At 50.2% G+C, this 24,485-nt stretch carries 25 protein-coding genes and 3 tRNA genes; 15 read left to right on the top strand and 13 right to left on the bottom strand.

Features of this window, described 5'->3' with window-relative positions:
* Positions 1 to 80: 80 nt before the first annotated feature.
* Positions 81 to 704 carry a transcriptional regulator RcsA gene (rcsA, locus tag ACMYSK_RS02885; protein WP_434640070.1) on the top strand — a complete coding sequence of 208 codons (624 nt, stop codon included), beginning with the start codon at positions 81 to 83 and terminating at the stop codon, positions 702 to 704.
* 58 nt (positions 705 to 762) lie between these two features.
* Here the strand turns inward: rcsA and dsrB are convergent, their stop codons facing one another.
* Positions 763 to 951 (bottom strand): protein DsrB, encoded by a 189-nt coding sequence (gene dsrB / locus ACMYSK_RS02880; protein WP_004864183.1) that lies wholly within the window; start codon positions 949 to 951, stop codon positions 763 to 765.
* A gap of 185 nt (positions 952 to 1,136) precedes the next feature.
* Between dsrB and yodD the strand changes: the two genes are divergently transcribed.
* The gene (yodD, locus tag ACMYSK_RS02875; RefSeq protein ID WP_434643801.1) at positions 1,137 to 1,364 is read left to right on the top strand and encodes a YodD family peroxide/acid resistance protein; all 228 of its coding nucleotides are present in this window, start codon (positions 1,137 to 1,139) and stop codon (positions 1,362 to 1,364) included.
* A gap of 296 nt (positions 1,365 to 1,660) precedes the next feature.
* On the opposite strand, the gene dgcQ is transcribed toward yodD, so the two are convergent.
* From dgcQ to ACMYSK_RS02860, 3 genes are all read right to left on the bottom strand, one after another.
* Entirely contained in the window at positions 1,661 to 3,328 is a 1,668-nt protein-coding gene (dgcQ, locus tag ACMYSK_RS02870; protein WP_434640067.1) for a cellulose biosynthesis regulator diguanylate cyclase DgcQ, read from the bottom strand.
* 108 nt (positions 3,329 to 3,436) lie between these two features.
* Entirely contained in the window at positions 3,437 to 3,616 is a 180-nt protein-coding gene (locus ACMYSK_RS02865; RefSeq protein WP_434640065.1) for a YodC family protein, read from the bottom strand.
* Between the two features lie 76 nt (positions 3,617 to 3,692).
* Entirely contained in the window at positions 3,693 to 4,604 is a 912-nt protein-coding gene (locus tag ACMYSK_RS02860) for a DUF808 domain-containing protein (protein WP_434640063.1), read from the bottom strand.
* 249 nt (positions 4,605 to 4,853) lie between these two features.
* Here ACMYSK_RS02860 and yedA point away from each other — a divergent pair, with 249 nt between their 5' ends.
* A complete protein-coding gene (gene yedA / locus ACMYSK_RS02855) occupies positions 4,854 to 5,765 on the top strand; it encodes a drug/metabolite exporter YedA (protein WP_434640061.1) in 912 nt (303 codons plus the stop codon).
* Here yedA and ACMYSK_RS02850 read toward each other — a convergent pair.
* From ACMYSK_RS02850 to drpB, 4 genes are read right to left on the bottom strand one after another with little or no spacing between them, the layout of a single operon-like run.
* On the bottom strand, positions 5,740 to 6,240 hold the full coding sequence (locus ACMYSK_RS02850; protein WP_434640059.1) for a very short patch repair endonuclease: 501 nt from the start codon (positions 6,238 to 6,240) through the stop codon (positions 5,740 to 5,742). The two genes, yedA and ACMYSK_RS02850, sit on opposite strands and share 26 nt — an antisense overlap.
* A complete protein-coding gene (locus tag ACMYSK_RS02845; protein ID WP_434640058.1) occupies positions 6,215 to 7,648 on the bottom strand; it encodes a DNA cytosine methyltransferase in 1,434 nt (477 codons plus the stop codon). The genes ACMYSK_RS02850 and ACMYSK_RS02845 overlap by 26 nt, the downstream gene beginning before the upstream one ends.
* Positions 7,649 to 7,704: 56 nt before the next feature.
* The gene (locus ACMYSK_RS02840) at positions 7,705 to 8,400 is read right to left on the bottom strand and encodes a phosphohydrolase (RefSeq protein ID WP_434640056.1); all 696 of its coding nucleotides are present in this window, start codon (positions 8,398 to 8,400) and stop codon (positions 7,705 to 7,707) included.
* Positions 8,401 to 8,442: 42 nt separating this feature from the next.
* Complete coding sequence (drpB, locus tag ACMYSK_RS02835; RefSeq protein ID WP_434640055.1) at positions 8,443 to 8,724, bottom strand: cell division protein DrpB; 282 nt, start codon at positions 8,722 to 8,724, stop codon at positions 8,443 to 8,445.
* Between the two features lie 584 nt (positions 8,725 to 9,308).
* On the opposite strand from drpB, the gene ACMYSK_RS02830 reads away from it, so the two are divergent.
* The gene (locus ACMYSK_RS02830) at positions 9,309 to 10,391 is read left to right on the top strand and encodes a porin (RefSeq protein WP_434640053.1); all 1,083 of its coding nucleotides are present in this window, start codon (positions 9,309 to 9,311) and stop codon (positions 10,389 to 10,391) included.
* 278 nt (positions 10,392 to 10,669) lie between these two features.
* On the opposite strand, the gene ACMYSK_RS02825 is transcribed toward ACMYSK_RS02830, so the two are convergent.
* A tRNA-Ser gene (locus ACMYSK_RS02825) sits at positions 10,670 to 10,759 on the bottom strand.
* Positions 10,760 to 10,846: 87 nt separating this feature from the next.
* On the opposite strand from ACMYSK_RS02825, the gene mtfA reads away from it, so the two are divergent.
* Positions 10,847 to 11,647 carry a DgsA anti-repressor MtfA gene (gene mtfA / locus ACMYSK_RS02820; protein WP_434640052.1) on the top strand — a complete coding sequence of 267 codons (801 nt, stop codon included), beginning with the start codon at positions 10,847 to 10,849 and terminating at the stop codon, positions 11,645 to 11,647.
* Between the two features lie 100 nt (positions 11,648 to 11,747).
* Positions 11,748 to 11,823: transfer RNA gene (locus tag ACMYSK_RS02815), tRNA-Asn, on the top strand.
* 69 nt (positions 11,824 to 11,892) lie between these two features.
* Here the strand turns inward: ACMYSK_RS02815 and ACMYSK_RS02810 are convergent.
* Positions 11,893 to 12,804 carry a LysR substrate-binding domain-containing protein gene (locus ACMYSK_RS02810; protein WP_434640051.1) on the bottom strand — a complete coding sequence of 304 codons (912 nt, stop codon included), beginning with the start codon at positions 12,802 to 12,804 and terminating at the stop codon, positions 11,893 to 11,895.
* Positions 12,805 to 12,989: 185 nt separating this feature from the next.
* Between ACMYSK_RS02810 and ACMYSK_RS02805 the strand changes: the two genes are divergently transcribed.
* Both ACMYSK_RS02805 and ACMYSK_RS02800 read left to right on the top strand, forming a co-directional pair.
* Positions 12,990 to 13,766, top strand: a complete 777-nt coding sequence (locus ACMYSK_RS02805; protein ID WP_434643798.1) for an SDR family NAD(P)-dependent oxidoreductase — start codon at positions 12,990 to 12,992, stop codon at positions 13,764 to 13,766.
* A gap of 127 nt (positions 13,767 to 13,893) precedes the next feature.
* Entirely contained in the window at positions 13,894 to 14,718 is an 825-nt protein-coding gene (locus ACMYSK_RS02800; protein WP_434640049.1) for a DMT family transporter, read from the top strand.
* A 62-nt stretch (positions 14,719 to 14,780) separates the two neighbouring features.
* Here ACMYSK_RS02800 and ldtA read toward each other — a convergent pair whose 3' ends face one another.
* From ldtA to nac, 3 genes are all read right to left on the bottom strand, one after another.
* Entirely contained in the window at positions 14,781 to 15,725 is a 945-nt protein-coding gene (ldtA, locus tag ACMYSK_RS02795; protein WP_434640048.1) for a L,D-transpeptidase, read from the bottom strand.
* Between the two features lie 102 nt (positions 15,726 to 15,827).
* A complete protein-coding gene (gene cbl, locus ACMYSK_RS02790; protein WP_434640046.1) occupies positions 15,828 to 16,778 on the bottom strand; it encodes an HTH-type transcriptional regulator Cbl in 951 nt (316 codons plus the stop codon).
* 106 nt (positions 16,779 to 16,884) lie between these two features.
* Positions 16,885 to 17,802, bottom strand: a complete 918-nt coding sequence (gene nac, locus ACMYSK_RS02785; protein ID WP_434640044.1) for a nitrogen assimilation transcriptional regulator NAC — start codon at positions 17,800 to 17,802, stop codon at positions 16,885 to 16,887.
* Between the two features lie 330 nt (positions 17,803 to 18,132).
* Between nac and ACMYSK_RS02780 the strand changes: the two genes are divergently transcribed.
* From ACMYSK_RS02780 to ACMYSK_RS02750, 7 genes are all read left to right on the top strand, one after another.
* Positions 18,133 to 18,208, top strand: a tRNA-Asn gene (locus ACMYSK_RS02780).
* A gap of 160 nt (positions 18,209 to 18,368) precedes the next feature.
* Positions 18,369 to 19,640: a tyrosine-type recombinase/integrase gene (locus ACMYSK_RS02775; RefSeq protein WP_240727305.1), complete on the top strand. Its 1,272-nt coding sequence runs from the start codon at positions 18,369 to 18,371 to the stop codon at positions 19,638 to 19,640.
* 260 nt (positions 19,641 to 19,900) lie between these two features.
* The gene (locus ACMYSK_RS02770; RefSeq protein ID WP_434640042.1) at positions 19,901 to 21,175 is read left to right on the top strand and encodes a porin; all 1,275 of its coding nucleotides are present in this window, start codon (positions 19,901 to 19,903) and stop codon (positions 21,173 to 21,175) included.
* Positions 21,176 to 21,432: 257 nt separating this feature from the next.
* Positions 21,433 to 22,326 carry an AfsA-related hotdog domain-containing protein gene (locus tag ACMYSK_RS02765; protein WP_434643795.1) on the top strand — a complete coding sequence of 298 codons (894 nt, stop codon included), beginning with the start codon at positions 21,433 to 21,435 and terminating at the stop codon, positions 22,324 to 22,326.
* The gene (locus ACMYSK_RS02760) at positions 22,319 to 22,558 is read left to right on the top strand and encodes an acyl carrier protein (protein WP_240727300.1); all 240 of its coding nucleotides are present in this window, start codon (positions 22,319 to 22,321) and stop codon (positions 22,556 to 22,558) included. The genes ACMYSK_RS02765 and ACMYSK_RS02760 overlap by 8 nt, the downstream gene beginning before the upstream one ends.
* A gap of 2 nt (positions 22,559 to 22,560) precedes the next feature.
* Complete coding sequence (locus tag ACMYSK_RS02755) at positions 22,561 to 23,793, top strand: beta-ketoacyl-[acyl-carrier-protein] synthase family protein (protein ID WP_434640039.1); 1,233 nt, start codon at positions 22,561 to 22,563, stop codon at positions 23,791 to 23,793.
* Positions 23,790 to 24,485: an HAD family hydrolase gene (locus tag ACMYSK_RS02750; RefSeq protein WP_434640037.1), complete on the top strand. Its 696-nt coding sequence runs from the start codon at positions 23,790 to 23,792 to the stop codon at positions 24,483 to 24,485. Before ACMYSK_RS02755 ends, ACMYSK_RS02750 begins: the two co-directional genes overlap by 4 nt.

The raw sequence follows: 24,485 nt of genomic DNA, 5'->3' as shown, positions 1-24,485 counted from the left end.
TTTATTACCCACTTAAATGGATTTCATCGCGCTTGTGGGCGAGGGATAAATTATCGTTACGTGTTGATTGAGGATGGGTCATGTCAACGATTATCATGGATTTGTGTAGCTATACCCGACTGGGATTGTCCGGGTATCTGACCAGCCGGGGAATAAGGAAACGAGACATAACTGAAGTACATTCTGCGGAAAGCCTGAAAGAGAGCTGTGAGCTCATGCATCCGGCGGTAGTATTTATCAATGAAGATTGCTTTATTCATCATTCGCCGAGCAATCAGCTGATTCGACATATCATAACTCAGCATCCTGGAACGCTATTTGTTATCTTTATGTCGCTGGCCAACATTCATTTTGATCACTATCTGCTGGTGCGTAAGAATTTACTTATTAGCTCTAAATCGCTAACGCCAAGAGACCTTGATGAAATTCTGGGTAACCGTCTTAAATATGATAATTACAGTAGCGCACGTATCAATATGCCGACGTTATCGCTAAGCCGCGCCGAGTCGAATATGTTGAAAATGTGGATGGCCGGCTATGGCACGGAGCAAATTTCGAGCCAAATGAACATTAAGGCGAAGACGGTCTCATCGCATAAAGGAAATATTAAAAAGAAAATCCAGACGCACAATAAACAGGTGATTTACCACATCGTTCGCCTGGCGGAAAACATTACCAGCGGAATACACGTCAACCTGCGCTGACACTGGCGCAGGTGAAAAACTGGCGGCGCGATCTCCGCCAGTTCAGACGTTTTGCGAGCTAGTCTTCTCTCTCAACAAAAATCCCGTCCGGATGCCCTGCTTCGTTAAAAAACCAGATCCCCAGCGGGTAGTCTTCCAGCGAAACCAGATACATTGTCCCTTCACTAAACGACTCAATTGCCAGAACTACACCCGATCGACGTGGGCCACCGTCGGTCTTCACCGTGACACGATCGTTCACCTGCATAACTTATCTCCTCTATTTTTGAGCCAGTGTAGAACAAAACTGCCCGCTGTGCAGTGCCCCGCCCGGTGAGTGATGTTTTTATAGACCGCAGCGCCTCGTAGCTGGCGGCTGCACTGCATCATCCGTAGAAAAATTTTATGCCTATACTTAAAGAGGCACGATCGGAACCAAGCGAGGTAGCCATGATGAAAACCGCCAAAGGTAGTGGATATGCGGGAAGTCACGGGGTGAATGTCGATGTTGACGCCCTGCTGGCGGCGATTAATGAAATCAGTGAGAGTGAGATACAGCGTACGCGAGACGACCCTCACCACGTGAGCGTTGATGGCCGCGACTATCACACCTGGCGTGAACTAGCGGAAGCCTTTGAGCTCGATATTCATGACTTTAGCGTCACTGAGATCAACCGCTAGATACAGGTGAAAAAAATCCCGACTCGCAGGAGTCGGGATGAAACTTGCTAATGCAAGAAGCACTTGAAAATTCGTTACACCGGGAAATCCGTTGCGGGGAAAACATTATCCTCAATTATTTTGCATGACAAGAGCTATTCATGAAGAAAATATTTGAGAAATGATATGAACTTTTTATCTATCGCCAAAAATCCAGACACCGTAAGGGTTTATTACAGGCTCCCTTCCCCAAATTCTGATTTACCCCGGGCACTTTTTTAAGATAAATCTCATTTCTCGATTCAGGCATGCCGCCGCTAATCTTTAAAGCACACCTGATTGCGTCCATTTTGCTTGGCCAGATATAGCCGATGATCGGCAACTGACTGCAGGTTTTCAAAATTATATCCTGCCGGATCGCCACTACAGCTCACCCCCAGCGAGGCACTAATCCGCAGACTCGTATCGTTGCAGAGTAAGATTTCACGGCTATAAATGCGAATACGGATGCGTTCGGCAATGGCGGTCGCCGCCTGTAATGTGGTATCTGGCATGACAATGCAAAACTCCTCGCCCCCAACGCGACCGGCCAGATCTCCCTCACGAATATTGCTCGCAATAGTACTGGCAACCAGCGACAGTACGCGGTCGCCCGCCTGGTGGCCGTGCTGATCGTTCACTTTCTTAAAGTAATCGAGATCGAGCTGGATCACTGCGATCGGACGGTTTGTCCGTTCGCACGTTTTGCTCGTGACGATCGCCCTTTCGAATAAGGCTCCGCGATTTAACAGGCGGGTTAACGCATCATGCCAGGCCTGCCACTGCAAAGACTTCTGCAAAATGCTCATGTTGCGCACCATCCGCAGAATCACCAGCCAGGAGATGATTAGCATCAGCGTAAAGAGCAGCCACATCAGCGTCAGCGCAATAGTAATGGAGCCAAAATCACCGCGCACGCCTTCCTGGAGGGTATGGATTCGCAGCAGTACACCATCAAAGTTATTTAACTTCTCCCAGCTGATATAGCGCGTTAACAAACGAATCCCGCCCCGGTTTTCATGTAAAAACGCATAGCTCAGCATCGCCTGCTCGCGGGGTGACAGCAGGGTCAGTACATTATCCGAAGCCGAAGAGGCTATCAGGTTGAGCCGACTGTCATACAGCTGGTACTCCCCCTCCTGCCCGCCCTTAATGGCACTGACCAGAAACGCCTTCATCTCGCGTACCGAAAAATCCATCGATAACACGCCGAGCCAGTCATGTCGGAAATCCAGGGGAATAGAGGCCGCTACCACCGGGTCGTCATTTTGCGCATCCTCTTCCAGAACGGTTTGCCAGACCACGCCGCGACCGGGGTTACTGCGCTGCGACTGCCGAAGAAACCACGGGGCGCCGATCGCCTGAACATACTGCATCTGCGCCTGTGCGGCACTTGTTGGCGATTCGGTACTGGTAAAAAAACCGCTGCGCGAGACGTAAAGCATCCGCTCGTTAAAACCGCGGTTGTTGTCAGCCAGGCGCAGAAGATAGCCCAGTTCAAGGGCTGCCATCAGCTCATTGCCGGTCAGGGAGTCGTTGCGGGACAACGAACTCTGGCTGTCAACAAAGGCGTCAGAAACGCCAAATACCGGTAACGTCCGCCGGTTATGTAGCGCCACGGACCAGATTGGCTCATGACGTTTGCTCATGTACTCTTGTTCTGCGTCACGTAAAATCGCGAAATCCAGTGGGGTTTCAAGGGCCGACTGCATCCCGTTGCGAAAAAATACAATCCTGTCGATATTGAACTGCAGCAGACCGTCCATTTCGTGGGCGACGTTTTCCAGATTATTGCGCTGATTGGTGACGTACGCCCCTTCCAGCACCATCACCTCGCGCCATATCAAGAGCGTAGAAAAGAATAATACCGCGACAAAACAATAATTAACCACATGTCCCGGGCTAGAAACGCGGCGAAGTCTTCCTACCCACTGTGGTTTATCCATTGTTCTCTCGCAGTACAATCAAAGATACAAACGTCATCAACGCTCCCTGTTTGTTAAACAAGCAATAAAACGACAAAACGCCCGGCGTTTGCCGGGCGCTATAGGGGGTCAGGCACCGTTCTGCTGTCGCCCATCCCCACGTACTAACTCATCTTCGCGGAATGCCTCGCGTTTAACGCCAAAACCGTCGTACCAACGACACTCGACCATTCCGCTGGCGAAGCCCGTCACAACCATGCGCGGCCCTCCGCTCTTTCGCCTCACTTCATCACTGACCAACAATACCATTTTTTAGTCCGTCATCTGGGAGAAACTGTTTCACCATAGACGAAGCTGAGCGATTTTGCGTAATCACCAGCCGATTTTACTCCGCCGTAGCACGCAGCCTGGAAATAGCCTTCACGCCAGCCAGCACCACCGCGCCGACGATAAATCCCAGCACCAGGTTGACGCCCGTCGGCAGCAGTGACGCAAGAAGCCCGGCCTGTTCACCTGCTAAATGTTCAACCGCATGGTGGAGCGGCGCAATGCCGTGGACGATAATACCGCCCCCGACCAGAAACATCGCCAGCGTTCCGACGACGGAGAGCAGCTTCATCAGACGCGGCGCAATCGCCAGCAACCCTTTGCCAACCCACTGCGCCAGCGCACTGCTTTTCTCCACCAGCCAGTAGCCCATATCGTCAAGCTTCACGATAATCCCCACCAGGCCATACACGCCGATAGTCACCAGAATGGCAATCCCGGAGAGAATCAGAATCTGATTTAACAACGGTGCGTCGGCTACGATGCCAAGCGTAATGGCCACGATCTCGGCCGAAAGAATGAAGTCAGTCCGTATCGCTCCTTTCACTTTATCGCGTTCAAATGCCAGCGGGTCTCGCTCAGCGAGCGCTTCCAGACGCTGCTGACGGGCCTGCGGATCCTCTTTGTGTTTACGCGCCTGTAGGCTGTGCAGCACTTTTTCAACGCCTTCATAGCACAGGAATCCACCGCCCAACATCAGCAAAGGCGTAATTGCCCAAGGAATAAATGCGCTAATCAACAGGGCCAGCGGGACTAAAATCACTTTATTGACGAACGATCCCTTGGCAACGCCCCATACGACGGGCAGTTCACGGTTTGCGCGCACTCCCGTTACCTGCTGAGCATTGAGGGAAAGATCGTCCCCCAGCACGCCGGCTGTTTTCTTTGCTGCCAGCTTCCCCATCACGGAAATATCGTCAAGTAAGGTGGCGATATCATCTAACAACGTTAAAAGACTACTTCCTGCCAAAATGACCTTCCTTCATTTATTGAGAGTTAACGGCAAAACCACACGGGCGGTGATGCGAGCCATTGGCCACGGCCTGAGCGTTTAGCTGTCGTATTCGCATAAGTATGAGGTAAAAGTGCTTTCTCGCCCAGAGCGGCAAATAGTCAATATAAATTTAACAATTATGGATCAATTAAAGCGCTCGCCAGCGCGGTAGTTTTCACGTTTACTATATGCCTCCTTTCTATCTCTGTACCGTCGTGAGGACGTATGTCTACCCGTCAGCTTCTGCCGCTTATCGGAGCCCTGTTTGCGCTTTATATCATCTGGGGATCGACCTATTTTGCCATCGCCGTTGGGGTCGCCAGCTGGCCTCCGCTAATGATGGCCGGCATTCGTTTTCTCTCAGCCGGTGGACTGCTGCTGGCGTATTTACTGGCAACCGGCCACTCGCTTCCGCCGCTCAGACCTCTGTTTAACGCGGCCCTGATCGGTATCCTGCTGCTGGCTGTCGGGAATGGTTTTGTCACCCTGGCTGAGCACCAGCATGTGCCTTCAGGCATCGCGGCGGTTATGGTGGCAACCGTCCCGCTCTTCACACTCTGTTTTAGCCGTTTTTTTGGTATCACCACCCGCAAGATTGAGTGGCTGGGGATTGCTATCGGCCTGGCGGGGATCATTCTGCTTAACAGCGGCGGCAACCTGAGTGGCAATCCGTGGGGGGCATTCCTGATCCTCATCGGCTCGATGAGCTGGGCATTTGGCTCCGTGTACGGTTCACGCATTGAGCTGCCGACAGGCATGATGGCGGGGGCAATTGAAATGCTCGCCGCGGGGATAGTCCTGGCGGTCGCTTCCTGGCTGACTGGCGAAACTCTGACCCAAATGCCGTCGTGGTCCAGCATTTTTGCCGTTGCCTATCTGGCCATTTTTGGCTCTCTTATCGCTATTAACGCGTATATGTATTTAATTCGCAACGTTACCCCCGCGGTCGCCACCAGCTACGCCTACGTTAACCCGGTAGTGGCAGTACTGCTGGGGACCGGGTTTGCCGGTGAAAGCCTGTCGTCCGTCGAATGGCTGGCGCTGGGCGTTATTATTTTCGCCGTTGTGCTGGTGACGCTGGGAAAATACCTGTTTCCCGCGCGAAGAGAAGTCACGCCTTGTGAGGTGGAGAAGTAAGTTCTAACTCGCCGATGCCCTGCGTATCGATCTGCGCGCGGTGACCACCGCCGCAGATCCACTCTTCCAGGCGTTCAGTCAACGCCTCATCGCTCAGCTTCAACCGCCCGCGCAGCGCGCATTCCCAGACAATCAGCACCCGCCAGCCCTGCGTCTGTAAACGCGCCATATCGCGATTATCCCGGGCAACGTTCTTACCGATTTTATCCAGCCAGAAATCCGTGCGCGTCGCAGGGACTTTAAACAGATAGCAGCGATGGTGGTGCCAGAAACAGCCGTGGGTAAAAATAGCACAGCGGTACTCTGCAACAACAAAATCCGGGCGGCCCGGCAGAGCCGCATCCTGAACAGTAAATGCAAATCCGGCCTGGCTGAGCAGCACCGCAAGTCGCTTTTCAATCGCCGTATCGCGTTGACCTATAGCCCGCATATTTTTACTGCGCGTGGCTTTATCGTGGACGTCCACCGTCTTCATCCTCGGATTCACGACGCGCCACGGCCCTGGCGATTCTCGGCGCAAGCAATTTTGCGACGGCCGCAAACACCGGCACGACGACCGAATTGCCAAACTGGCGATATGCCTGGGTATCAGAAACCGGAATGCGGAAGCGATAGCCCTGCGGACTTTCAAACCCCATCAACCGTGCGCATTCGCGCGGTGTCAGCCGCCGCGGACGGCGGAGCTGGTTCTGTGAATCATCGAAGTGTTTTTCGCCCAACGGGCGGTCCCAGCCGCGATCGACCAGAATTTCTGCGCCGTCTTTGTAATAACGCGCGGATAGCGTGCGCGCCACGCTCTGCGGATTGAGCGGATCAACCAGGCCATAGCCAAACCCGTTGCCCAGCGCCTGATGCTTGCGCGCATAGTAATAGAGATACTTCCATAGCACCGGCGTCAGAATAAATTTGGCATCCACCGTCGGCTCCAGCAAATCGCCAAATGTCGGGCGCGCGGTCGGAAAGAGCGTTGAGATATCGCGCAGGGTAAAACCGTCATGCAGCTGCAGGTCGCGACGAAAGCCCACCAGGACAATACGTTCGCGGTGCTGGGGAAGGAAATGTCGCCCGTCGATCACTTTCGGATCGTCCGCGCCGCTGTGCCCGGCATCGGAAACTTCATAGCCGAGCTCGTCCAGCGTCTGCATGATAATGCGGAAAGTCCGTCCCTTATCATGGCTTTTAAGATTCTTAACATTTTCCAGGACGAAGATTGCCGGTCGCCGGGCAGCAATAATTCTCACCACGTCAAAGAACAGCGTGCCCTGCGTTTCGCAAGCGAAACCGTGGGCCCGGCCCAGGGCATTTTTCTTCGAGACCCCCGCGAGCGAAAAAGGCTGACAGGGAAAGCCCGCCAGCAAAACATCATGCGGAGGAATGGTGTCGCGAATATGCTGAGCGGCTTGCTCGTCGCTGACATCCGGGCGATGGCTGAGGGTGATATCGCGAATATCTTCATTGAAGCGATGCTGTTCCGGGTCACAATACCAGTTGGCTTTGTAGGTTCGCACCGCATGCTTATTCCACTCGCTGGTGAAAACACACTGCCCGCGAATCGCTTCGAAACCGCTGCGGATACCGCCGATTCCCGCAAAGAGATCGACAAAGCGGAAGGCATAATTGGGATGATGGGCCGGCGGTGGCGGCAGCAGCGTTGCCAGACGGGCATACTCGTTGGCAGTGATACGACTTGCCGCCCGGTCAACCGTTGCCACGCGTTTTAATATTGCCGGACTCCAGTGACGATCGCCAACGGCCAGCAGAAATGCCACCAGCGTTTTTACATCGTATATTGTCATCAGCCGGCGCAGCAGCGCCTGAGCCTCTTCCCCGGCATGTTCCGGAGGCAATGACAGGCTCTTTTCCTTCAATAAATTTTGCGGCATATCCTCAACCAGCCCGGACAATTTTGCAGAGGGTACCATAAATCGCGTGAGCAGTTTCAGGGCTGTGGGTCAAAGCGCCTTAAAACCGCGTCATCCACCGACAACGGGTCGCCGCGTAGCTCGGCGCTGAGCTTGGCCATAAACTGCACGAGAAAGCGAGCATTGTGCACCGCCATCGCTTTGCCTTTGTCCGTTTGCATCGTTTCGGGTAAGCGCAACAGTTTGCGCTGGAAATGGTCCAACGCGTACTTTTTATCATCCAGTTCACGCCGGTCTGCAAAGGGGTCGTCCGCATCAAATAAAATATTATTGAGCGCTCCGGACACGGCAAAAACGCGGGCAAGGCCAATTGCGCCGAGCGCTTCCAGCCGGTCGGCATCCTGGACAATTTTGGCTTCCGTACTTTGCGGTGCAATAGCGGCGCTGAAGCTGTGCGCTTCAATCGCATGGTAAACAGCGGGATAGCACTCACGCGGAAAATCAGGGAACGACGACTGGAGAATACCCAGCGTTTTTTCTGCCGCCATCACCGAGGAGCGGCTGCGCTCAGGATGATTTTTTGCCAGGCTAACAATGTCATGAAAATAACAGGCAGTCAGAATGACCAGACGATCGACCTGACAGTCTTCGGCCAGCCGCTGCGCGGTTCCCCACACGCGACGAAAGTGCGAAATGTCATGGGCCGAGTCACCCTGCGGATGATGCCCCGCGAGCCAGGCTTCAAATCGTTGCTGCCAGTCAAGTTGTTCCATGCGCGTTCCTCTGAGAAAAGGCCAGCGTTGAGCATAGCAACTTTAATCGTGATGTTCATGCATCCCGGGAACAGGCCGGGTGTACCAGGCAATGGCGCCCAGAATGGCACCCACGAGGCTCAGTACAAGAAACCCAAGCAGAGCGCCAAGCCACTTACCCGTCGTCGATCCAAGATCCCCATCTATTGCCGCTCCGGGAACACTTTCAATTTTGCCAACGACCCACCAGTAGCGCAGCATCGCCCACAGAAAGTAACCACAAAAGGCATAAAAGACCCACAGGGCAAGTTTCCCACCCGGGCTCCGTTTCGCTTTCTGCTCCATTCATTCCTCTCCTTTAACTGACAACGAAACAGCGACACCGGAAAAAGGTGACGCACGTCACATTATACTGTGAAAAAGAGGATGGAACAGTCCCTTCAGCGACTGGGAAACCGTGCTGATGCCCGCGGGTATACAGAGAGAAATAGCAGCCCAGAGCATAATATACCCGCCCTTCTGACTTTAGGTGGCGAACAAAATAATTAAGATGCCAGATGATTATTTTGACATAACAAAATGAATGTTCACCCAGGCACTCTCAATCTAAAACACGCATTACCGGAATTAAATAAACAAGCCAAATCCATTATGCAAAATGAATAAAAAAACCATATTAAATAAAATCTACAACCTCATCTAAAAAAACCAATAACCCAATGTTATGAAAGACAATAAATCATATGAATGCATTGTTTTATAATGATAGATTTAAAATATAAAGATTCAAATGGAAACATTTTGAAATATTCAATATAATTTATTTACATTTTTATTTTAAAAAATACCGAACCTTCCCGATAGTATTAAATAGCTTTCAGCAAGACTTATCTCCATTCATATTAATTATAATACAAAGGGAAAACATAATGAAAAGAAAAGTACTGGCACTTCTGGTTCCGGCCTTATTAATAGCCGGAGCGGCTAACGCAGCAGAAATCTATAATAAGGACGGCAACAAGCTGGACTTCTACGGCAAAATGGTAGGCGAGCATGTTTTCACCAATACCGACCGCGACAACAGTGACAATAACTCCCAGGATACCACCTATGCTCGTTTCGGCGTCAAGGGTGAAACTCAGATTAACAGCAGCCTGACCGGTTACGGTCAGTTTGAGTACAATATCAAAGCGGATAAACCAGAAGGCGAACAGGGTAGCGCAACGCGCCTGGCGTTTGCGGGGTTGAAACTCGCCGACTTCGGCTCATTTGATTATGGCCGTAACTACGGGCTGGTTTATGACGCAGCAGGTTTTACCGACATGCTGGTCGAATGGGGTGGTGATGGTCTGGTGGCTACCGACAACTTTATGACCGGCCGTACCAACGGCGTTGCCACCTATCGTAACAGCGACTTTTTTGGTCTGGTTGATGGTCTGAATTTCGCGCTGCAATACCAGGGTAAAAATAATAACCGCGACCGTTTAAAATCTAACGGTGACGGCTATAGCACGTCGGTCGTTTACAGCGTCGATGGCTTTGGCTTTGCCGCTGCCTACAGCAATTCGGACCGCACTGACGAACAGGCAGCGGACCGCAAAGGCGAAACCGCAGAAGTCTGGAGCTTAGCAGCGAAGTATGACGCCAATAACCTTTACACGGCGGTAATGTATGCCGAATCCCACAATATGACGCCGATAGAAAATGACGTTTTCATCAACAAAACCGCCAACAAAACGCAAAATATTGAGGCCGTGGTTCAGTACCAGTTCGACTTTGGTCTGCGCCCATCCCTCGGCTATGTCTATGCTAAAGGCAAAGATCTTGGGGCTGGCAATGGCAGAAATGCTGAAATTATGAACTATGTTGAACTGGGCACCTGGTACTACTTTAACAAAAACTTCAACGTTTACACGGCTTACAAATTTAACCTGCTTGATGATAAAGACAGTGCCATCACCGGCTCCGCGACTGACGACCAGTTTGCTGTCGGCATAACCTATCAGTTCTGATGCGTTTTTTTCCGCGCTTAAGCTAAGCCCGCCGCGTGCGGGCTTTTTCACGCAGCGCTGCTGCCGTATCGCTCGCCAAAAACCTGCCCGCCCCCCTTCTATCACCTGTTTTGCAAATGGCAAAAGGCTGCTGCCAGCGGGTGTCGTCGAAGTGAGCACTTCCCGTCGTTGAGAAATCAGAGGATGATGATTGATGAGAATGTGACGCCCCGTTATACCAACACTATGCCAAGTGTGATGCGGGTCGTTGAAAGGAATTGACGTAAGTGTTTGAATAGTGGCGGAGAGAGGGGGATTTGAACCCCCGGTAGAGTTGCCCCTACTCTAGTTTTCGAGACTAGTCCGTTCAGCCGCTCCGGCATCTCTCCGCTGAGGTTGCTATAATGCCAGGTTCTTTGGCACTTTAATAGTTCCTGTCTCTTTAATTATGTTCAAGTGACGACTTTGCGAGCAATATGATGTTTAAATGGCCCTGGAAAGTAGATGAAGAGTCCGGCAACGCAGAAATGCCCTGGGAACAAGCGCTTGCCATTCCTGTTTTAGCCAATCTTTCTGCACAAGAACAGCGGGAACTGGTGCAGATGGCTGCACGCTTTTTACAACAAAAACGTCTGGTTGCCCTGCAAGGGCTCGAGCTCACCCCGCTGCAAAACGCCCGCATTGCGATGTTGTTCTGTCTACCCGTCCTTGAGCTTGGCATCGAATGGCTGGATGGCTTCCACGAAGTGCTGATCTACCCTGCCCCGTTTGTCGTTGATGATGAATGGGAAGATGATATTGGTCTGGTCCATAATCAGCGGGTTGTGCAATCCGGGCAGAGCTGGCAGCAAGGGCCAATTATCCTTAACTGGCTGGATATTCAGGACTCTTTCGATGCGTCCGGCTTCAACCTCGTCGTGCATGAAGTGGCGCATAAGCTGGATACCCGCAATGGCGATCGTGCCAGCGGCGTACCGCTGATTCCGTTACGTGAAGTTGCCGGCTGGGAGCACGACCTCCACGCGGCGATGAATAACATTCAGGATGAAATCGATCTGGTTGGGGAGAGCGCCGCCAGTATTGACGCCTACGCAGCGACCGACCCGGCAGAGTGTTTTGCCGTCTTATCGGAATATTTCTTTAGCGCCCCCGAGCTTTTTGCCCCGCGCTTCCCGGCACTTTGGCAACGGTTCTGCCATTTCTATCGCCAGGACCCCTTACAAAGATTACGTGAAAATGGTCTACTGGATGACGACGATAAGCACACAGTGCACTAAAACAACGAGTTGACGTAAATTTAGCCAGTTGAATCAGTGAGTTAATTTTAGTGTTGACACAAAAATGTAAGGCCAGTAGTATTCGCCTCGTTCACACGATTCCTCTGTAGTTCAGTCGGTAGAACGGCGGACTGTTAATCCGTATGTCACTGGTTCGAGTCCAGTCAGAGGAGCCATATTTAAGAAGCCCGCTTAGGAAACTAAGCGGGCTTTTTGCTTTGCCACATCCTGTCTCGCAACGTCGGTCACAGCGCTGGTTTCACATCATGGATCAACCAGTCGTGGAGGATTTTCACTTCAGGTCGCATCTGCGAATGTTCAGACATCACCAGATAATAGGACCAGGTAAGCGGCCAGCTAAAATCGCTAAACAGTACGCGCAACTGCTGGTTATCGATCGCCTGCTGAACCAATGCCCGGCGGACCATTGCCACCCCTCGCCCACTCAGGGCGGACAGAATGACGGCGGAGGTCGAGTTAATATGCAGACCGCTCATCCGGGCTGGCGGGGCGCTGATTTTTGCCAGCACGGCGTCCCAGGAGGGGAAATGAGCGCCAGGATGCGGCGTATCATCATGGATCAGCTTTTGCTCTGACAACCACGCCGGCGTGCAGCCAGTGATATCGGGCAACAGCAGCGGGCTGCAGACCATCACCACGTCTTCATCCATAAGCCACGTTTTGCTTAATCCGCTCCAGTCACCAGGGCCGCAGCGAATACCCATATCGGCTTCACCGTGTACCACGTCCATGAGTTTCTCGGTGACATCGAGCCGGATATCAATATTCTCATGCTGTTCCGAAAAGCGATTCAGGCGTTCCATGAGCCAGTTCATCATCAGCACCTGGGAGGCGGTAAGCACAATGACTGAGCGAGATTTTCTTCCTCTTAGTTTATTCAGGCCGCGTTCCAGGCTGTCCAGACCTTCGCTGATATCCTTTAAAGCCGCCTGCGCTTCACCGACTAACGCCAGCCTCTCCTTGCCGCTACGCACCCGATGTAGCAGCGGATACCCCACCCACTCCTCCAGCGATCTGACGAGCTGCCCGACCGCGGCAGGTGTGACGCCCAGCTCTTCTGCCGCTCCCGTAAAACTGCCGTGTCGTGCCGTGGCTTCAAAGGCATGTAGCCATTTAAGCCGGTTGAGCGATCGCATGATGGTTATCCATAAAGGGGTTTCGTCTATTCTGGCACAGAACCTTTACCCCGAAATAGAATTTCTATCTCGTCATTAAATATCTTCTGATTCGCCAACCCTGGTCGTCAGTGTGAATATGCCGCCACAGAAAGACGAGCCAACGGCCGCTTTCACATCACAGGCAAACCAGTACAGAGGTTATGATGACAACATCATTTGCAGGTAAAAAATTGTTAGTAGTCGGCGGTACCAGCGGCATAGGCTTTGAAACGGCAAAACACGTTTTGAAAAACGGCGGCAGCGCCGTATTAGTGGGAAACCGTCAGGATAAAGCAGAAGAAGCCTGCCGGGTTTTATCTGCATACGGCCAGGTTGCCATCATTGTTGCCGATCTGATGACCGCGGAAGGCATGCAGCATGTCACCAATATCATCAATGCTGAGCACCGGGATATCAGCCTGCTGGTGAATGCGGCAGGCGTCTTCTTCCCGAAACCTTTTACCGAACACGATGCAGCTGACTATGATATGTATATGAATATTAACCGTTCAACCTTCTTTATCACCCGTGACGTAGTACGCAATATGGTGGCGGCAGGGATCAAGGGCGCCATCGTTAATATCGGCTCAATGTGGGCGCATCAGGCTATCGGTGCCACGCCATCCTCTGCTTACTCGATGGCAAAAGCCGGTCTGCATGCGCTGACCAAAAATCTGGCTATCGAGCTGGGTGCGAGCGGCATTCGCGTCAATGCCGTCGCTCCTGCAGTTGTTCACACGCCGATTTACGAAGGTTTTATCCCGAAAGAGGAAGTTAACGCGGTTATGAACAGCTTTGACAGTTTCCATCCGATCGGTCGCGTAGGTTCTCCGGCCGATATTGCCGAAACCGTGGCGTTCCTGCTGTCCGACAATACCGGCTGGGTTACGGGCGCCATCTGGGATATTGACGGTGGCGTTATGGCCGGTCATCACGCCTGATTGACTGATAAGGGGGCTATAGCTCCCTTTTCTGTATTATCGACAATGACAATCCGGCACAATGGTTGAATGATTATCCCCAGCAGGTTGAGAGACGTCGTCCGAGCCTGGCCCCGGAGACACGGTTATGTTATTAAAAATCCTGCTGACAATGACCGCATTTGCAGCCAATTCGGTACTCTGCAGGGTGGCAATAACAGGCGGTTATATCGATGAGATCTCATTTGGCAGTATACGTTTGATGAGCGGCGCGCTGGCCCTGTACCTGCTTATTCTCCTTCGCCGCGGAAGCTATAAAATCGAATACAGCCCGCTCAACGCGCTGTTATTGTCTGGTTACGTGTTTGCCTTTTCTATCGCCTATGTGTCGTTAAACGCGGCGACGGGCGCCCTGCTCTTGTTTGGCACGGTCCAGCTGGTCATGACCGGTTGGGGGATGTTGCATGGCGAGAAAATCACCCGCTGGAAAGTTATTGGTATCCTCGCCGCACTGACAGGGATAGGCATTTTGCTCCTGCCAGGCGCCGCGCCCCCGCCTGCGTTTGCTGCTGGCATGATGATGTTGTCCGGCGTCGCCTGGGCGGCATACTGTATTACCGGAAGAACGGCAGCCAGTGCTGCCTCGGCCACCGCAGGGAATTTCATTCTCTCCGTTCCCATTGCGCTGCTGGCCATCGCAGTGCATTTCAACGCGCTACAGCTTGATACGACGGGGCTACTGTTGGGGATAATCGCAGGTGCTATCACTTCTGCGGGGGCCTATCTGCTGTGGTATACCTTACTGCCAAAGCTCTCGTCATCCACCGCCAGCACTGTTCAGTTAAGCGTGCCCTGTCTGGCTGCACTGGGTGGCGCCCTGTTTATGAATGAGGCGCTGGACCTTCAGCTGGTCATTTCAACGTTAATTATTTTATCGGGGATTGGGTTGGTCATCTGGTCCGACAAAATATAAAAGGCCGCGTCATGCTTCTGTTTCCAGCATGACGCTGTGCAGGTCAACGTCAATACCGGTCGTCAGCTGCCGAAATGGTTTACTGACCCGGCCTCGCTGATCTTGACCGGCATGCCAGAGCGCCGTTCAAGCGCGTGCTCCACCTGATTGACATTGACGCTTTCACCCTTCACAAACGCCTGTATCCCAGCGGTCATGGGCAACGGCACTTTTCTGTCAGATTCGTATTCCGCGCGGTTGCGCGACAGCGGTTCATGAACTTCAACCCAGCGGCTACCGTCGGGTTCCTCGGTAAACTTCACCGGCTGGTCGATAATTTGCACGCGGGTGCCGACCGGCACATTATCAAACAGATACTTAATGTCATCGTTACGCAAGCGAATGCATCCCTGGCTGACGCGCAGCCCGATACCAAAATTGGCATTCGTGCCATGAATAGCGTATAGCCTGCCGATATAAATCGCGTACAGCCCCATCGGGTTATCTGGTCCGGCCGGAACGAACGCCGGCAGGCTTTCGCCTCTGCTGGCATATTCACGTCGGGTATTCGCGGTTGGGGTCCAGGTTGGCGCTTCCTGTTTACGTTCTACGGTAGTCACCCAGTTACGTGGCGTTTCTCGCCCCGCCTGGCCGATACCAATTGGCAAAACTTCAACAGTATTTCCTTGCGGAGGATAGTAATAAAGGCGCATTTCCGCGACGTTGACCACGATACCGTCGCGTACCGTGGCAGGTAAAATCAGCTGCTGCGGGATAACCAGGGTCGTGCCTGACCTGGGCAGGAAGACATCTACGCCGGGGTTAGCTTCCAGCATATTACTCAACCCTTGCCCGTATTTCGCCGCAAAGGCTTCTAATGGCTGAGTATTATTCTGCGGTACGGTAATCAGCTGCGGGCTACCTACCAGACGGCTTCCTTCCGGCGGCAACGGGTAGCTTACGGCCAGCGCAGTCTGGCTTGAGAGAATAACTAAAAGAGAGCAAAGTAATTTCACACGCCGCACCATTTCCCTTCCTCAGTCGCGACAATCGTGAATGAATTATAGCGTTTTTCTTACCTCATCGTGGCGGCGAACCGATCTTCCTTCATCCACCGCCGCGATAATGCTTTAAATCTGATAATCAATGGCCGCTTCTTCCGGTTCCATGGCCTGGCGTTTAATTTCATCCAGCGACAGCCCGGCGTTGCACAGTTCGATAAAGCGCCAGACATAATTACGTTGCAGCTGCCCGCGTTTTAACCCTAGCCAGACAGTATTGGCATCGAACAGATGCCGCGTTTCCAGGCGGGTAAAGGTATCCGACTCCCGGGTATCACCCGATTGTTCAGCGACCAGTCCCACACCAAGTCCCAACTCAACATAGGTTTTGATCACATCAGAGTCCTGCGCGCTAAGGACGATATCCGGCATCAACCCCTTACGGTTAAAGGCTTCATCAATACGTGATCGCCCGGTAATCCCCTGACGGTAGGTAATCAGCGGCCAGCGGGCAATAGCCTCAAGGGTTAAAGGAGAGATTTGCACCAGCGGGTGCTCTTTCGGCACCAGCAGGCTGTGATGCCAGCGGAACCAGGGAAAGGCCACCAGCGTCGGATCGTTACTCAGGCGCTCACTGGCAATACCAATATCGGCACCACCATTATGCAACAACGCTTCAATCTCCTGAGGCGTCCCCTGAATCAACTCCAGGCGGACATCGGAAAAGAGTTCGCGGAATGCTTTAATCACCGGCGGCAGGCTGTAGCGGGCCTGGGTGTGGGTCGTCGCAATCGTGAGCACACCGGATGCGTCGTTGGTAAATAAGTCAGCAAGGCGGCGGACATTGCTGGCTTCATTGAGAATACGTTCCGCAATCGATAATAGCGCTTTTCCCGGCTCGGTCATCCCCAGCAGACGCTTACCGCGTCGGATAAAGATCTCAATCCCCAGCTCTTCTTCCAGCTCACGAATATGACGGCTGACGCCTGATTGCGATGTATAGAGCATATTTGCGACTTCCGTCAGGTTGTAATCCTGACGGGCCGCCTCACGAATAATTTTTAGTTGCTGGAAATTCACCCTTTCCTCCGGGCTAACAGACATAACATATGCTCTATTGTTAAAGTCTGTTGTCCTTACTAACAAATAATAAAAACCAGCAACTTATTCCTTTCGGGAATATAGATTAACTTACCAGCAACAATTCACGGTTTTCCAGCGAAGGGCGGCTCACCAGCGAGAGTAAAATCTCCTTCACCGCCTGCGCCTGCGGCGACAGGCTGCCTTTCGCCGACATATTCAGCGATAACGACAGACTCATTGATGGCGTGCTGATCCGCGCCATCCAGCCATTTGCCGCGCTGCACAGCGACCGTGCGGCGGACTCAGGCAGTACGGTGACGCCCATTCCGCTGGCAATGGCCGCGGTGAGCGTGGTAATTGATTCAATCTCGCCGATGATCTTCGCCGACAATCGGCGCAGCGTAAAGGCTTCCGTCACTCGTGCCCGGACCGCGCTGTAATCGCGCGGCAGAAACAGATTCATCTCCGCCACCGCGGTCAGATCAACGCTCTGCCCCGGGCAATCGCGGGTTCCCACCAGATAGAGATCTTCTTTCAGCAAAGGCTGGCTGATGATGCCGGCAACCGGCGAGCGCTCGTAAAGCACGGCCATATCCAGCTGACCGCTAAGTAATTTGTCATTGAGGATTGTTCCACTGCTTTCCTGCAGATAGACCATCACTTCTGGCAGCTCGTTGCGTACCGTCTGCAACAGCGGCATCGTGATAGCCGACGCGGCGGTTCCCGGAGCCAGGCCAATCGATACCTGCCCGCTAAGCGTATGGCCAACGTTATTCACCGCCAGCTGCGCCTGTTCACACTGCCGCAGAATAGTACGCGCATGGGTATAAAGTATCTTCCCGGCTTCGGTCGGCGTAACGCCGCGCTTTGTCCGAATCAGCAGCTGCTGGTCCAGTTCGCCTTCCAGGGTCGCCACCTGCTGACTCAGCGCCGGTTGTGCGATGTGCAAGACTTCAGCTGCCTGGGTCAGACTGCCGATATCGACGATTTTTACAAAATACTTCAGTCGTCTTAAGTTCATTTTGCCTCCTGTAAGGAAAGCCAGTACCAACGCTGGCTATTGAGATACAGAAGGTTTTGCAATTTGCTTGCCAGTTTGTTCGCATCGGCGCAAAGGCCGCTACAGGCCGCGTGATAAGCGATTCTGATAGCAACGGATTATTTATTTGCCCGGTAAGCGGATTACGCTATGCCCCATTAGAGGTATTTTTGCACCACAACGGTGCGCACTGATGGAAATGACGGCAAAAGGGTGTTCATTGCTGAAATTGTCAGCGATCGAACGTCTTCCGGCGATTCTGCCTTTGACAAGGTCATGCGTCGCCGTTAATATGCGCCCCGTTCACACGATTCCTCTGTAGTTCAGTCGGTAGAACGGCGGACTGTTAATCCGTATGTCACTGGTTCGAGTCCAGTCAGAGGAGCCAAATTCTAGTTTTCGTGCAGCTTCATTAATGCCTGTCTGGTTTTGATACAACAGCTTAGCGTGAAAACTTCTTCCGATGCATTTTGATTTTATCCTCCGCATCGGGAAAAATTGGTGGTCAAATCTGGGGTCCGGTTCGTTCTGTTATGGAGTGACCCCATATGTCTCTTACCGACACCAAAATCCGCAGTCTCAAACCATCTGATAAACCCTTTAAAGTTTCCGATTCACACGGCTTGTATCTCCTTGTCAAACCTGGCGGTTCACGTCACTGGTATCTCAAATACCGTATTAAGGGCAAAGAATCCCGCATTGCACTCGGTGCCTACCCGGTTATCTCCCTCTCAGACGCCCGTAGTCAACGTGAAGGTATTCGCAAAATGCTGGTACTGAACATCAATCCAGCAGAGCAGCGAGCAGCCGAACGCAGTTCTCAGATACCAAAGAAAGTGTTTAAAAACGTTGCACTTGCATGGCACAAGAGCAATAAAAAATGGTCACAAAATACAGCCGACCGTCTGCTGGCTAGCATGAGTAATCATATCTTCCCGGTCATTGGCACCATGTCAGTTTCAGAACTGAAACCCCGCCACTTCATCACTCTATTAAAAGGAATTGAGGAAAAGGGTCTACTGGAAGTTGCATCCCGTACACGCCAGCACCTCCGGAATATCATGCGCTACGCCGTGCATCATGGATTAATCGATTTTAATCCGGCAGCGAACCTTGACGGCGTGACGGCTCCACCAGTAAAACGTCACTACCCCGCTCTACCACTGGAGCGTCTTCCTGAACTGCTTGAGAGCATTGAGAGTTTTCAGCAGTGCCGTGAACTCACCCGCCTTGCCATCCTGCTAACACTGCATCTGTTCATTCGCTCGAGTGAATTGCGTTTTGCCCGCTGGCATGAAATTGATTTCGGAAACAAGGTCTGGACAATACCCGCCACGCGTGAAGCTATTGAAGGAGTGCGTTACTCTGGTCGCGGTGCCAAAATGCGCAGGCCTCATATCGTACCCCTCTCACAACAGTCGATCGCGCTCCTGAAAAAGATTCAGGATATCTCAGGAGATAATGCACTCGTGTTCCCCGGGGACCATAATGCGTATAAACCCATGTGTGAAAATACGGTGAACAAGGCGCTACGCCTGATGGGCTGGGACACAAAAACAGAAATCTGTGGTCACGGTTTCAGGACAATGGCATGCAGTGCCCTTATGGAATCCAGTATATGGTCACAGGATGCTGTTGAACGGCAAATGAGCCACCAGGAATGTAACTCCGTGCGCCAGGCATATATTCACAGAGCAGAGCATCTGGAAGCCAGAAAGGCAATGATGCAGTGGTGGTCTGATTATCTGGATACTTGCCGCAAAACCTATATACCGCCCTATATTCTGGGCAGAGAAAAAGCGGCGTTTCAACCTTCCTAATGAATCAATCGTCCTGACAAATCAAAGCCGCATCAATGCAGATTGATGCGGCTTTTTTACTATCCCCAACTACATGGAAAACCGTTTGGGTAATACAGCACAATAAATCCACATCTCCGAAAAAAAATGCTTAATAATTTAATTGAAAATACCCCCCCTGTCGAAACTGACAGTTTTATTTTATATTCAAAAGCTTTTAATAGACTCTCCACCTTTAAAAAATCTCTTAAATAAACTTAAACATTGGTTATGGAGTTTCTATGCGCGTAAAATATATAAGACTTAGACCGTTTATTGTTGCTCCGATTATTACTGCAGCGATAGTCGCACCTGCCTATGCACAGGCGAGTAGCGGGGATCATGCGGCTCCAGCATATACCGCTACACAGACCAAGGGGGAGATGGTTTATCAAAATGATGATACAGCTATTTCAGTTATGGGGTCCTTACGTCTTATGGCAAAGGACGATTCGGCACACAGTGTAGAACATAATATACAAAACAACGACTCACGTCTCGGTATCGCACTACGACACAATATTAATGACAAAGGCTATTACGCGGCAGGTTATTATGAAACTGGGATACACGGTCTGGATTCCGCAACTAATAACCAGGGTAATGATGTTTACACTCGTCAGGCGTATGCGGGGATAGGGAATGATGAATATGGCGTGGTGACTTTCGGTAAGCAATATGCCCCTACCGACTGGGGGCTGGGAATTGATACCACCTATGCCTACGGTGGCAAAGCCAAACATGATACTGCTGGTATGTCGACCGATATTATTAACTCAGCTGTTATTTATTATTACAACACCAAGGCCTTCACGGTGGGTGTAATGGGCCAGGGGAATGACGATGTCGATAAAATTGGTTTTGGCAGCGGTTATGGCAACGGACCGGATATGCATGATGCGTACCACGATGGTTCCGCGACTGTTCACGGCGGTGCGGCGTTGGCAGCACAATATCGCTTCGATAATGGCTTCTCACTTTCCGGTACGGCAGCTTATAACAACTATTCGGTCAATCAGGGCACCGTAACCAAGGATGTACCCATAGGTCCGCACGGTGGTACGGTTCCAGTCACAACGGTGACCGGCCCTTCTTATGACGGTAATACCTATTCGATAGGGATGAACGCTAAGTACACAACCAGCGTTGATGGTTTCACCTGGTATAACGGCGCGCAAGCGACTTACTATATCAACAAAGTCGATGACGTTCAGGCAGCAGCCAGCGGCGCCAGTAAACAGACTAACGACCAGGAAACGATTCTGGGTCTGGAATATGCTTCACAGTTCAAAATTACCCCTGAGTGGAGCGTCTATGCCAACTTTGACTGGACCGAAGGCGGTGATGCGATGGACGGTCAACACTTCCAGTCCACCACGCTGGGTACCGATTACTGGCTGGGGAAAAACGTAGTGACTTATATTGAATACGGTTACGAGAAAGCCAGCGGTAACACTGATGCGTCGTATAATGTATCCGATCACCTAGCGGCGGTTGGCCTACGTATTTTCATCTAATGTGATTCGCCCCAGTTTTTGCCAGTCGAGTTCACAAAAAGTAACAATGCTTAATGGACTATTATGTATTCCGCTGGAATTGTCACGACATGTAGTAATAAATCGGTCAGGTTAGGATAGTGTGCAAAAATCCAACCTCTAGTGTTAAACATGCTTTATAACTTCATTGATAAAGCCCTCCCTGTCAGAACTGACAGTTTCATCTCATCTTAAAAAGTGTTTAATAGTTTGATGTTTTTGAAGGTTCTGTGAAAGAAATGGAAAATATTGAGTTATATACACATAAGAAGAATAAAAGCGAGATGTTCCTACAAAACACCTCACGTATTTCCAATAACCATTTCCAGGCTGATTTTAAGTTAGTCCCTGAGCATCACTTTTACTCTGACTTTCTCGCCTGCGCAAATGGGATAAACCCTTTATTTTTACTAGAATGTGCAAGACAGGTTGAAACATACTTGTCGCATACTGAGTTTGGTATCAAGTTGGGTCATAAATTCTTACTCAACAATTGGTCCCTAACATATTACCCATCTAAAGCCGTAGTTACTGGAGACCTCACAGCAGATATTCATACCAAGCACCCGATCACAAATAAAACAATAAAAAATGAGTTTAATTTTGTTTTTAAATTACAAGACACAGTCATAGCCACCGTAATAATAGGCGTAAGATATATAACAAGTCATTGTTATAAACTCATTCGCAAAACACCAGTTAAAACCACTATTTCATCAATCGCAATACCTCTCTCGCCTAAATGTGTTTGTTACACAAAACTTGATAATGTCATTCTGGCAGATTTAAATGATAGCGGACCGTATGTCAATGCAACAATCAAGATTGATGAAAATAACAAATCGCTAAATGATCATGAGCAGGATCATATTACAGGCTTGAACATAACTGAGTCAGCAAAACAAATATGTTATTGTTACCTATTGATATACATGCATGAAGAAACCGAAAAATTTATTCTAATGAGTATGGAGGCACATTTCATGTGCTATGTGGAAAAGCACATTCCTGCATTCGTTTTAATCAAAAAGGTTACATTCAAAAATAATACCTATTCCTTTGATATTGATATAACGCAGAATAAGAAAACACTGGCAACCGTTAACTTAGTACTGAGAGGTGAATATGAATAGATTGAGAACTTTACTGACAGATGTCTTTGGTGTTTCTGAAAAGGACCTTCAGGATGACAGAACTTTAGATGATATGGGGCTAGATTCTATAAGTATTGTGGAGTTCCAGATTGAAATTGAAAGAGCTTTTAATATTGATAGTGGCCAATTAGCTCTGGTCAATAAAGATACGTTGCAGAGTATTATGGAAAGGGTCAGAGGATTACAGCATGCAAAATTAAAAGGCGCATGATTATGAAAAATAAAGTCGTGGTTACAGGGATGGGAATTATCTCCTCCGCTGGGCACTCCCCAGAGGCGTGCTACTCGACCCTGCTTCAGGGAATGGGAATGGCAAAACCTGATCCCCGCCTGAAAAATCTTGAAGTCTCATGGTCATGCCCCATTCAGGATTTCATACCCGATCGGCATATGAGTAAATCGTTGATCTGGCGGAGCGACCCCTTTATTCAGTTTGCATTATATGCTGCGCGTAGCGCTGTCGAGGATGCGGGTTTAGGCAAAGCTCACAGAGGGCCGAAAACAGGTATCGTACTCGGTAATTCACTTGCAGGTATAACCTATCTAGAAGAACTGAACAAAAGAGCAATACAGGAAGACGTCGGAACTATTGGATCTCGTTATCTCTTGTCTACAATGGGAAGTATGGCGATCGGTAATATAGCAATTGAACTCGGTATTAATGGTCCAACATACCTGATTGGTACAGCATGCTCATCCGGTGCCGATGCAATTGGAACAGCCAAAAGCCTTATTGAAAGCGGACAATGCGACAATGTACTTGCCGGAGGCAGCGAGGCGCCGATCACACCATTGGTTGTGTCCTCTTTCACAAAAATAGGCGCACTTTCGAAAAATAGTAACTTGTCGCTAGCGTCACGTCCGTTTGATAAAGAAAGGGATGGTTTTGTTATCTCTGAAGGGGCAGCGGTCATGGTATTAGAAAATGAGAAAAATGCGATAGATCGCGGAGCCAGGATCTATGCAACGTTATCCGGATATGGTTCAGCAAATGATGCACATCATATTACATCGCCCTCACCTGATGGTTTCGGGTTATCTCAATCAATTTACAAGGCTCTAGAGGATGCTTTATTAACTCCGGGCGATATTCAATGCATTAATGCACATGGCTCGTCAACACCATTGAATGACTCCCTTGAGGGATGTGTTTTCTCCAATATATTCGGAGACTATCCTTGGGTGACATCAACTAAAGGCGTTACCGGGCATAGTCTCGCCGCAACAGGGGCTATGGAAGCCGTCTTTTCTGTACTCACAATGCTAAATGATGAAATTCCGCCTGTTGCCGGGTTACAGAATGTTGATGAAGCAATAAAAGTAAATATCGCAGCAGATATAATCCGGGGAGCAGGTATTAAACACATACTCAGCACATCTATTGGATTTGGCGGGCAAAATTCTGCGCTTATTTTTTCCCAATACAGCAGAGGGGAAATGATATGAACCTCAAAAAAATAAAATTATTTGCGATAGATAGTGATGGTGTTGTTCTGAATGACACCTACAGCCCGGCAATTAAAATTTTTGTTGAATCATTTGGTGTGAATTACTCATCACTGATCGAACGTAGCGTCTGGGGCTCACCGCAAGTAACTGCCGGCCATAACCTCGCACTAGCCTGTAAACTTCCCTATTCAGGTGAAAAAGTCATTAAGGATTTTTTTAAAACAAGGGAGGATTACTTGAAAGAACATCCAGTTGAAGTCATCCCGGGTATCGAATCGACATTGGCATTGCTGAACAATACAGGCTCACGCATTACATGTTATGGGGGAAGAAATAAGGAATATAGCTTCGACACGTATTTAAAACCCTATGAGAATTACTTTGATAAAAAGATTCCATATATTGACATTAATGCTTTCCGTCCCGGGATGTATGAAATTATAAAAGAAATATTTTCTTTGGATTTTGATGAGGTTGTTTTCATTGATGATATTAATAGGGTAGCTGAAGTATGTAAGTCCCTGGGAGCAGGTTTTATTGGTGTTCCCGCATCTATGCCACATAACTACCAACGTGATGAAATGGTCGCTACCGGTGTGAAGTATATGGTGAATAAATTTACCGATATTAATGAAGAACTCATACATGAGGCCGACATTCATCTTTTCTCCGCAGATTATTGGAAATGA

It is taken from the genome of Klebsiella sp. I138 (assembly GCF_051131765.1).
In the GTDB taxonomy this organism is placed as follows: domain Bacteria; phylum Pseudomonadota; class Gammaproteobacteria; order Enterobacterales; family Enterobacteriaceae; genus Klebsiella.
Note: the sequence above shows the minus strand (reverse complement) of the source record. Positions and strands in the feature narration are given on the sequence as shown.

Coding starts and splice junctions, on each gene's coding strand:
- ACMYSK_RS02800 (WP_434640049.1), top strand. CDS start 13,894: ATGTTATTAAAAATCCTGCTGACAATGACCGCATTTGCAGCCAATTCG.
- drpB (WP_434640055.1), bottom strand. CDS start 8,724: ATGGAGCAGAAAGCGAAACGGAGCCCGGGTGGGAAACTTGCCCTGTGG.
- ACMYSK_RS02810 (WP_434640051.1), bottom strand. CDS start 12,804: ATGCGATCGCTCAACCGGCTTAAATGGCTACATGCCTTTGAAGCCACG.
- ldtA (WP_434640048.1), bottom strand. CDS start 15,725: ATGGTGCGGCGTGTGAAATTACTTTGCTCTCTTTTAGTTATTCTCTCA.
- ACMYSK_RS02760 (WP_240727300.1), top strand. CDS start 22,319: ATGAATAGATTGAGAACTTTACTGACAGATGTCTTTGGTGTTTCTGAA.
- dsrB (WP_004864183.1), bottom strand. CDS start 951: ATGCAGGTGAACGATCGTGTCACGGTGAAGACCGACGGTGGCCCACGT.
- ACMYSK_RS02770 (WP_434640042.1), top strand. CDS start 19,901: ATGCGCGTAAAATATATAAGACTTAGACCGTTTATTGTTGCTCCGATT.
- ACMYSK_RS02845 (WP_434640058.1), bottom strand. CDS start 7,648: ATGCCGCAAAATTTATTGAAGGAAAAGAGCCTGTCATTGCCTCCGGAA.
- nac (WP_434640044.1), bottom strand. CDS start 17,802: ATGAACTTAAGACGACTGAAGTATTTTGTAAAAATCGTCGATATCGGC.
- ACMYSK_RS02805 (WP_434643798.1), top strand. CDS start 12,990: ATGACAACATCATTTGCAGGTAAAAAATTGTTAGTAGTCGGCGGTACC.
- rcsA (WP_434640070.1), top strand. CDS start 81: ATGTCAACGATTATCATGGATTTGTGTAGCTATACCCGACTGGGATTG.
- yedA (WP_434640061.1), top strand. CDS start 4,854: ATGTCTACCCGTCAGCTTCTGCCGCTTATCGGAGCCCTGTTTGCGCTT.
- mtfA (WP_434640052.1), top strand. CDS start 10,847: ATGATGTTTAAATGGCCCTGGAAAGTAGATGAAGAGTCCGGCAACGCA.
- ACMYSK_RS02775 (WP_240727305.1), top strand. CDS start 18,369: ATGTCTCTTACCGACACCAAAATCCGCAGTCTCAAACCATCTGATAAA.
- dgcQ (WP_434640067.1), bottom strand. CDS start 3,328: ATGGATAAACCACAGTGGGTAGGAAGACTTCGCCGCGTTTCTAGCCCG.
- ACMYSK_RS02765 (WP_434643795.1), top strand. CDS start 21,433: ATGGAAAATATTGAGTTATATACACATAAGAAGAATAAAAGCGAGATG.
- ACMYSK_RS02850 (WP_434640059.1), bottom strand. CDS start 6,240: ATGAAGACGGTGGACGTCCACGATAAAGCCACGCGCAGTAAAAATATG.
- ACMYSK_RS02865 (WP_434640065.1), bottom strand. CDS start 3,616: ATGGTATTGTTGGTCAGTGATGAAGTGAGGCGAAAGAGCGGAGGGCCG.
- yodD (WP_434643801.1), top strand. CDS start 1,137: ATGAAAACCGCCAAAGGTAGTGGATATGCGGGAAGTCACGGGGTGAAT.
- ACMYSK_RS02830 (WP_434640053.1), top strand. CDS start 9,309: ATGAAAAGAAAAGTACTGGCACTTCTGGTTCCGGCCTTATTAATAGCC.
- ACMYSK_RS02750 (WP_434640037.1), top strand. CDS start 23,790: ATGAACCTCAAAAAAATAAAATTATTTGCGATAGATAGTGATGGTGTT.
- ACMYSK_RS02840 (WP_434640056.1), bottom strand. CDS start 8,400: ATGGAACAACTTGACTGGCAGCAACGATTTGAAGCCTGGCTCGCGGGG.
- ACMYSK_RS02755 (WP_434640039.1), top strand. CDS start 22,561: ATGAAAAATAAAGTCGTGGTTACAGGGATGGGAATTATCTCCTCCGCT.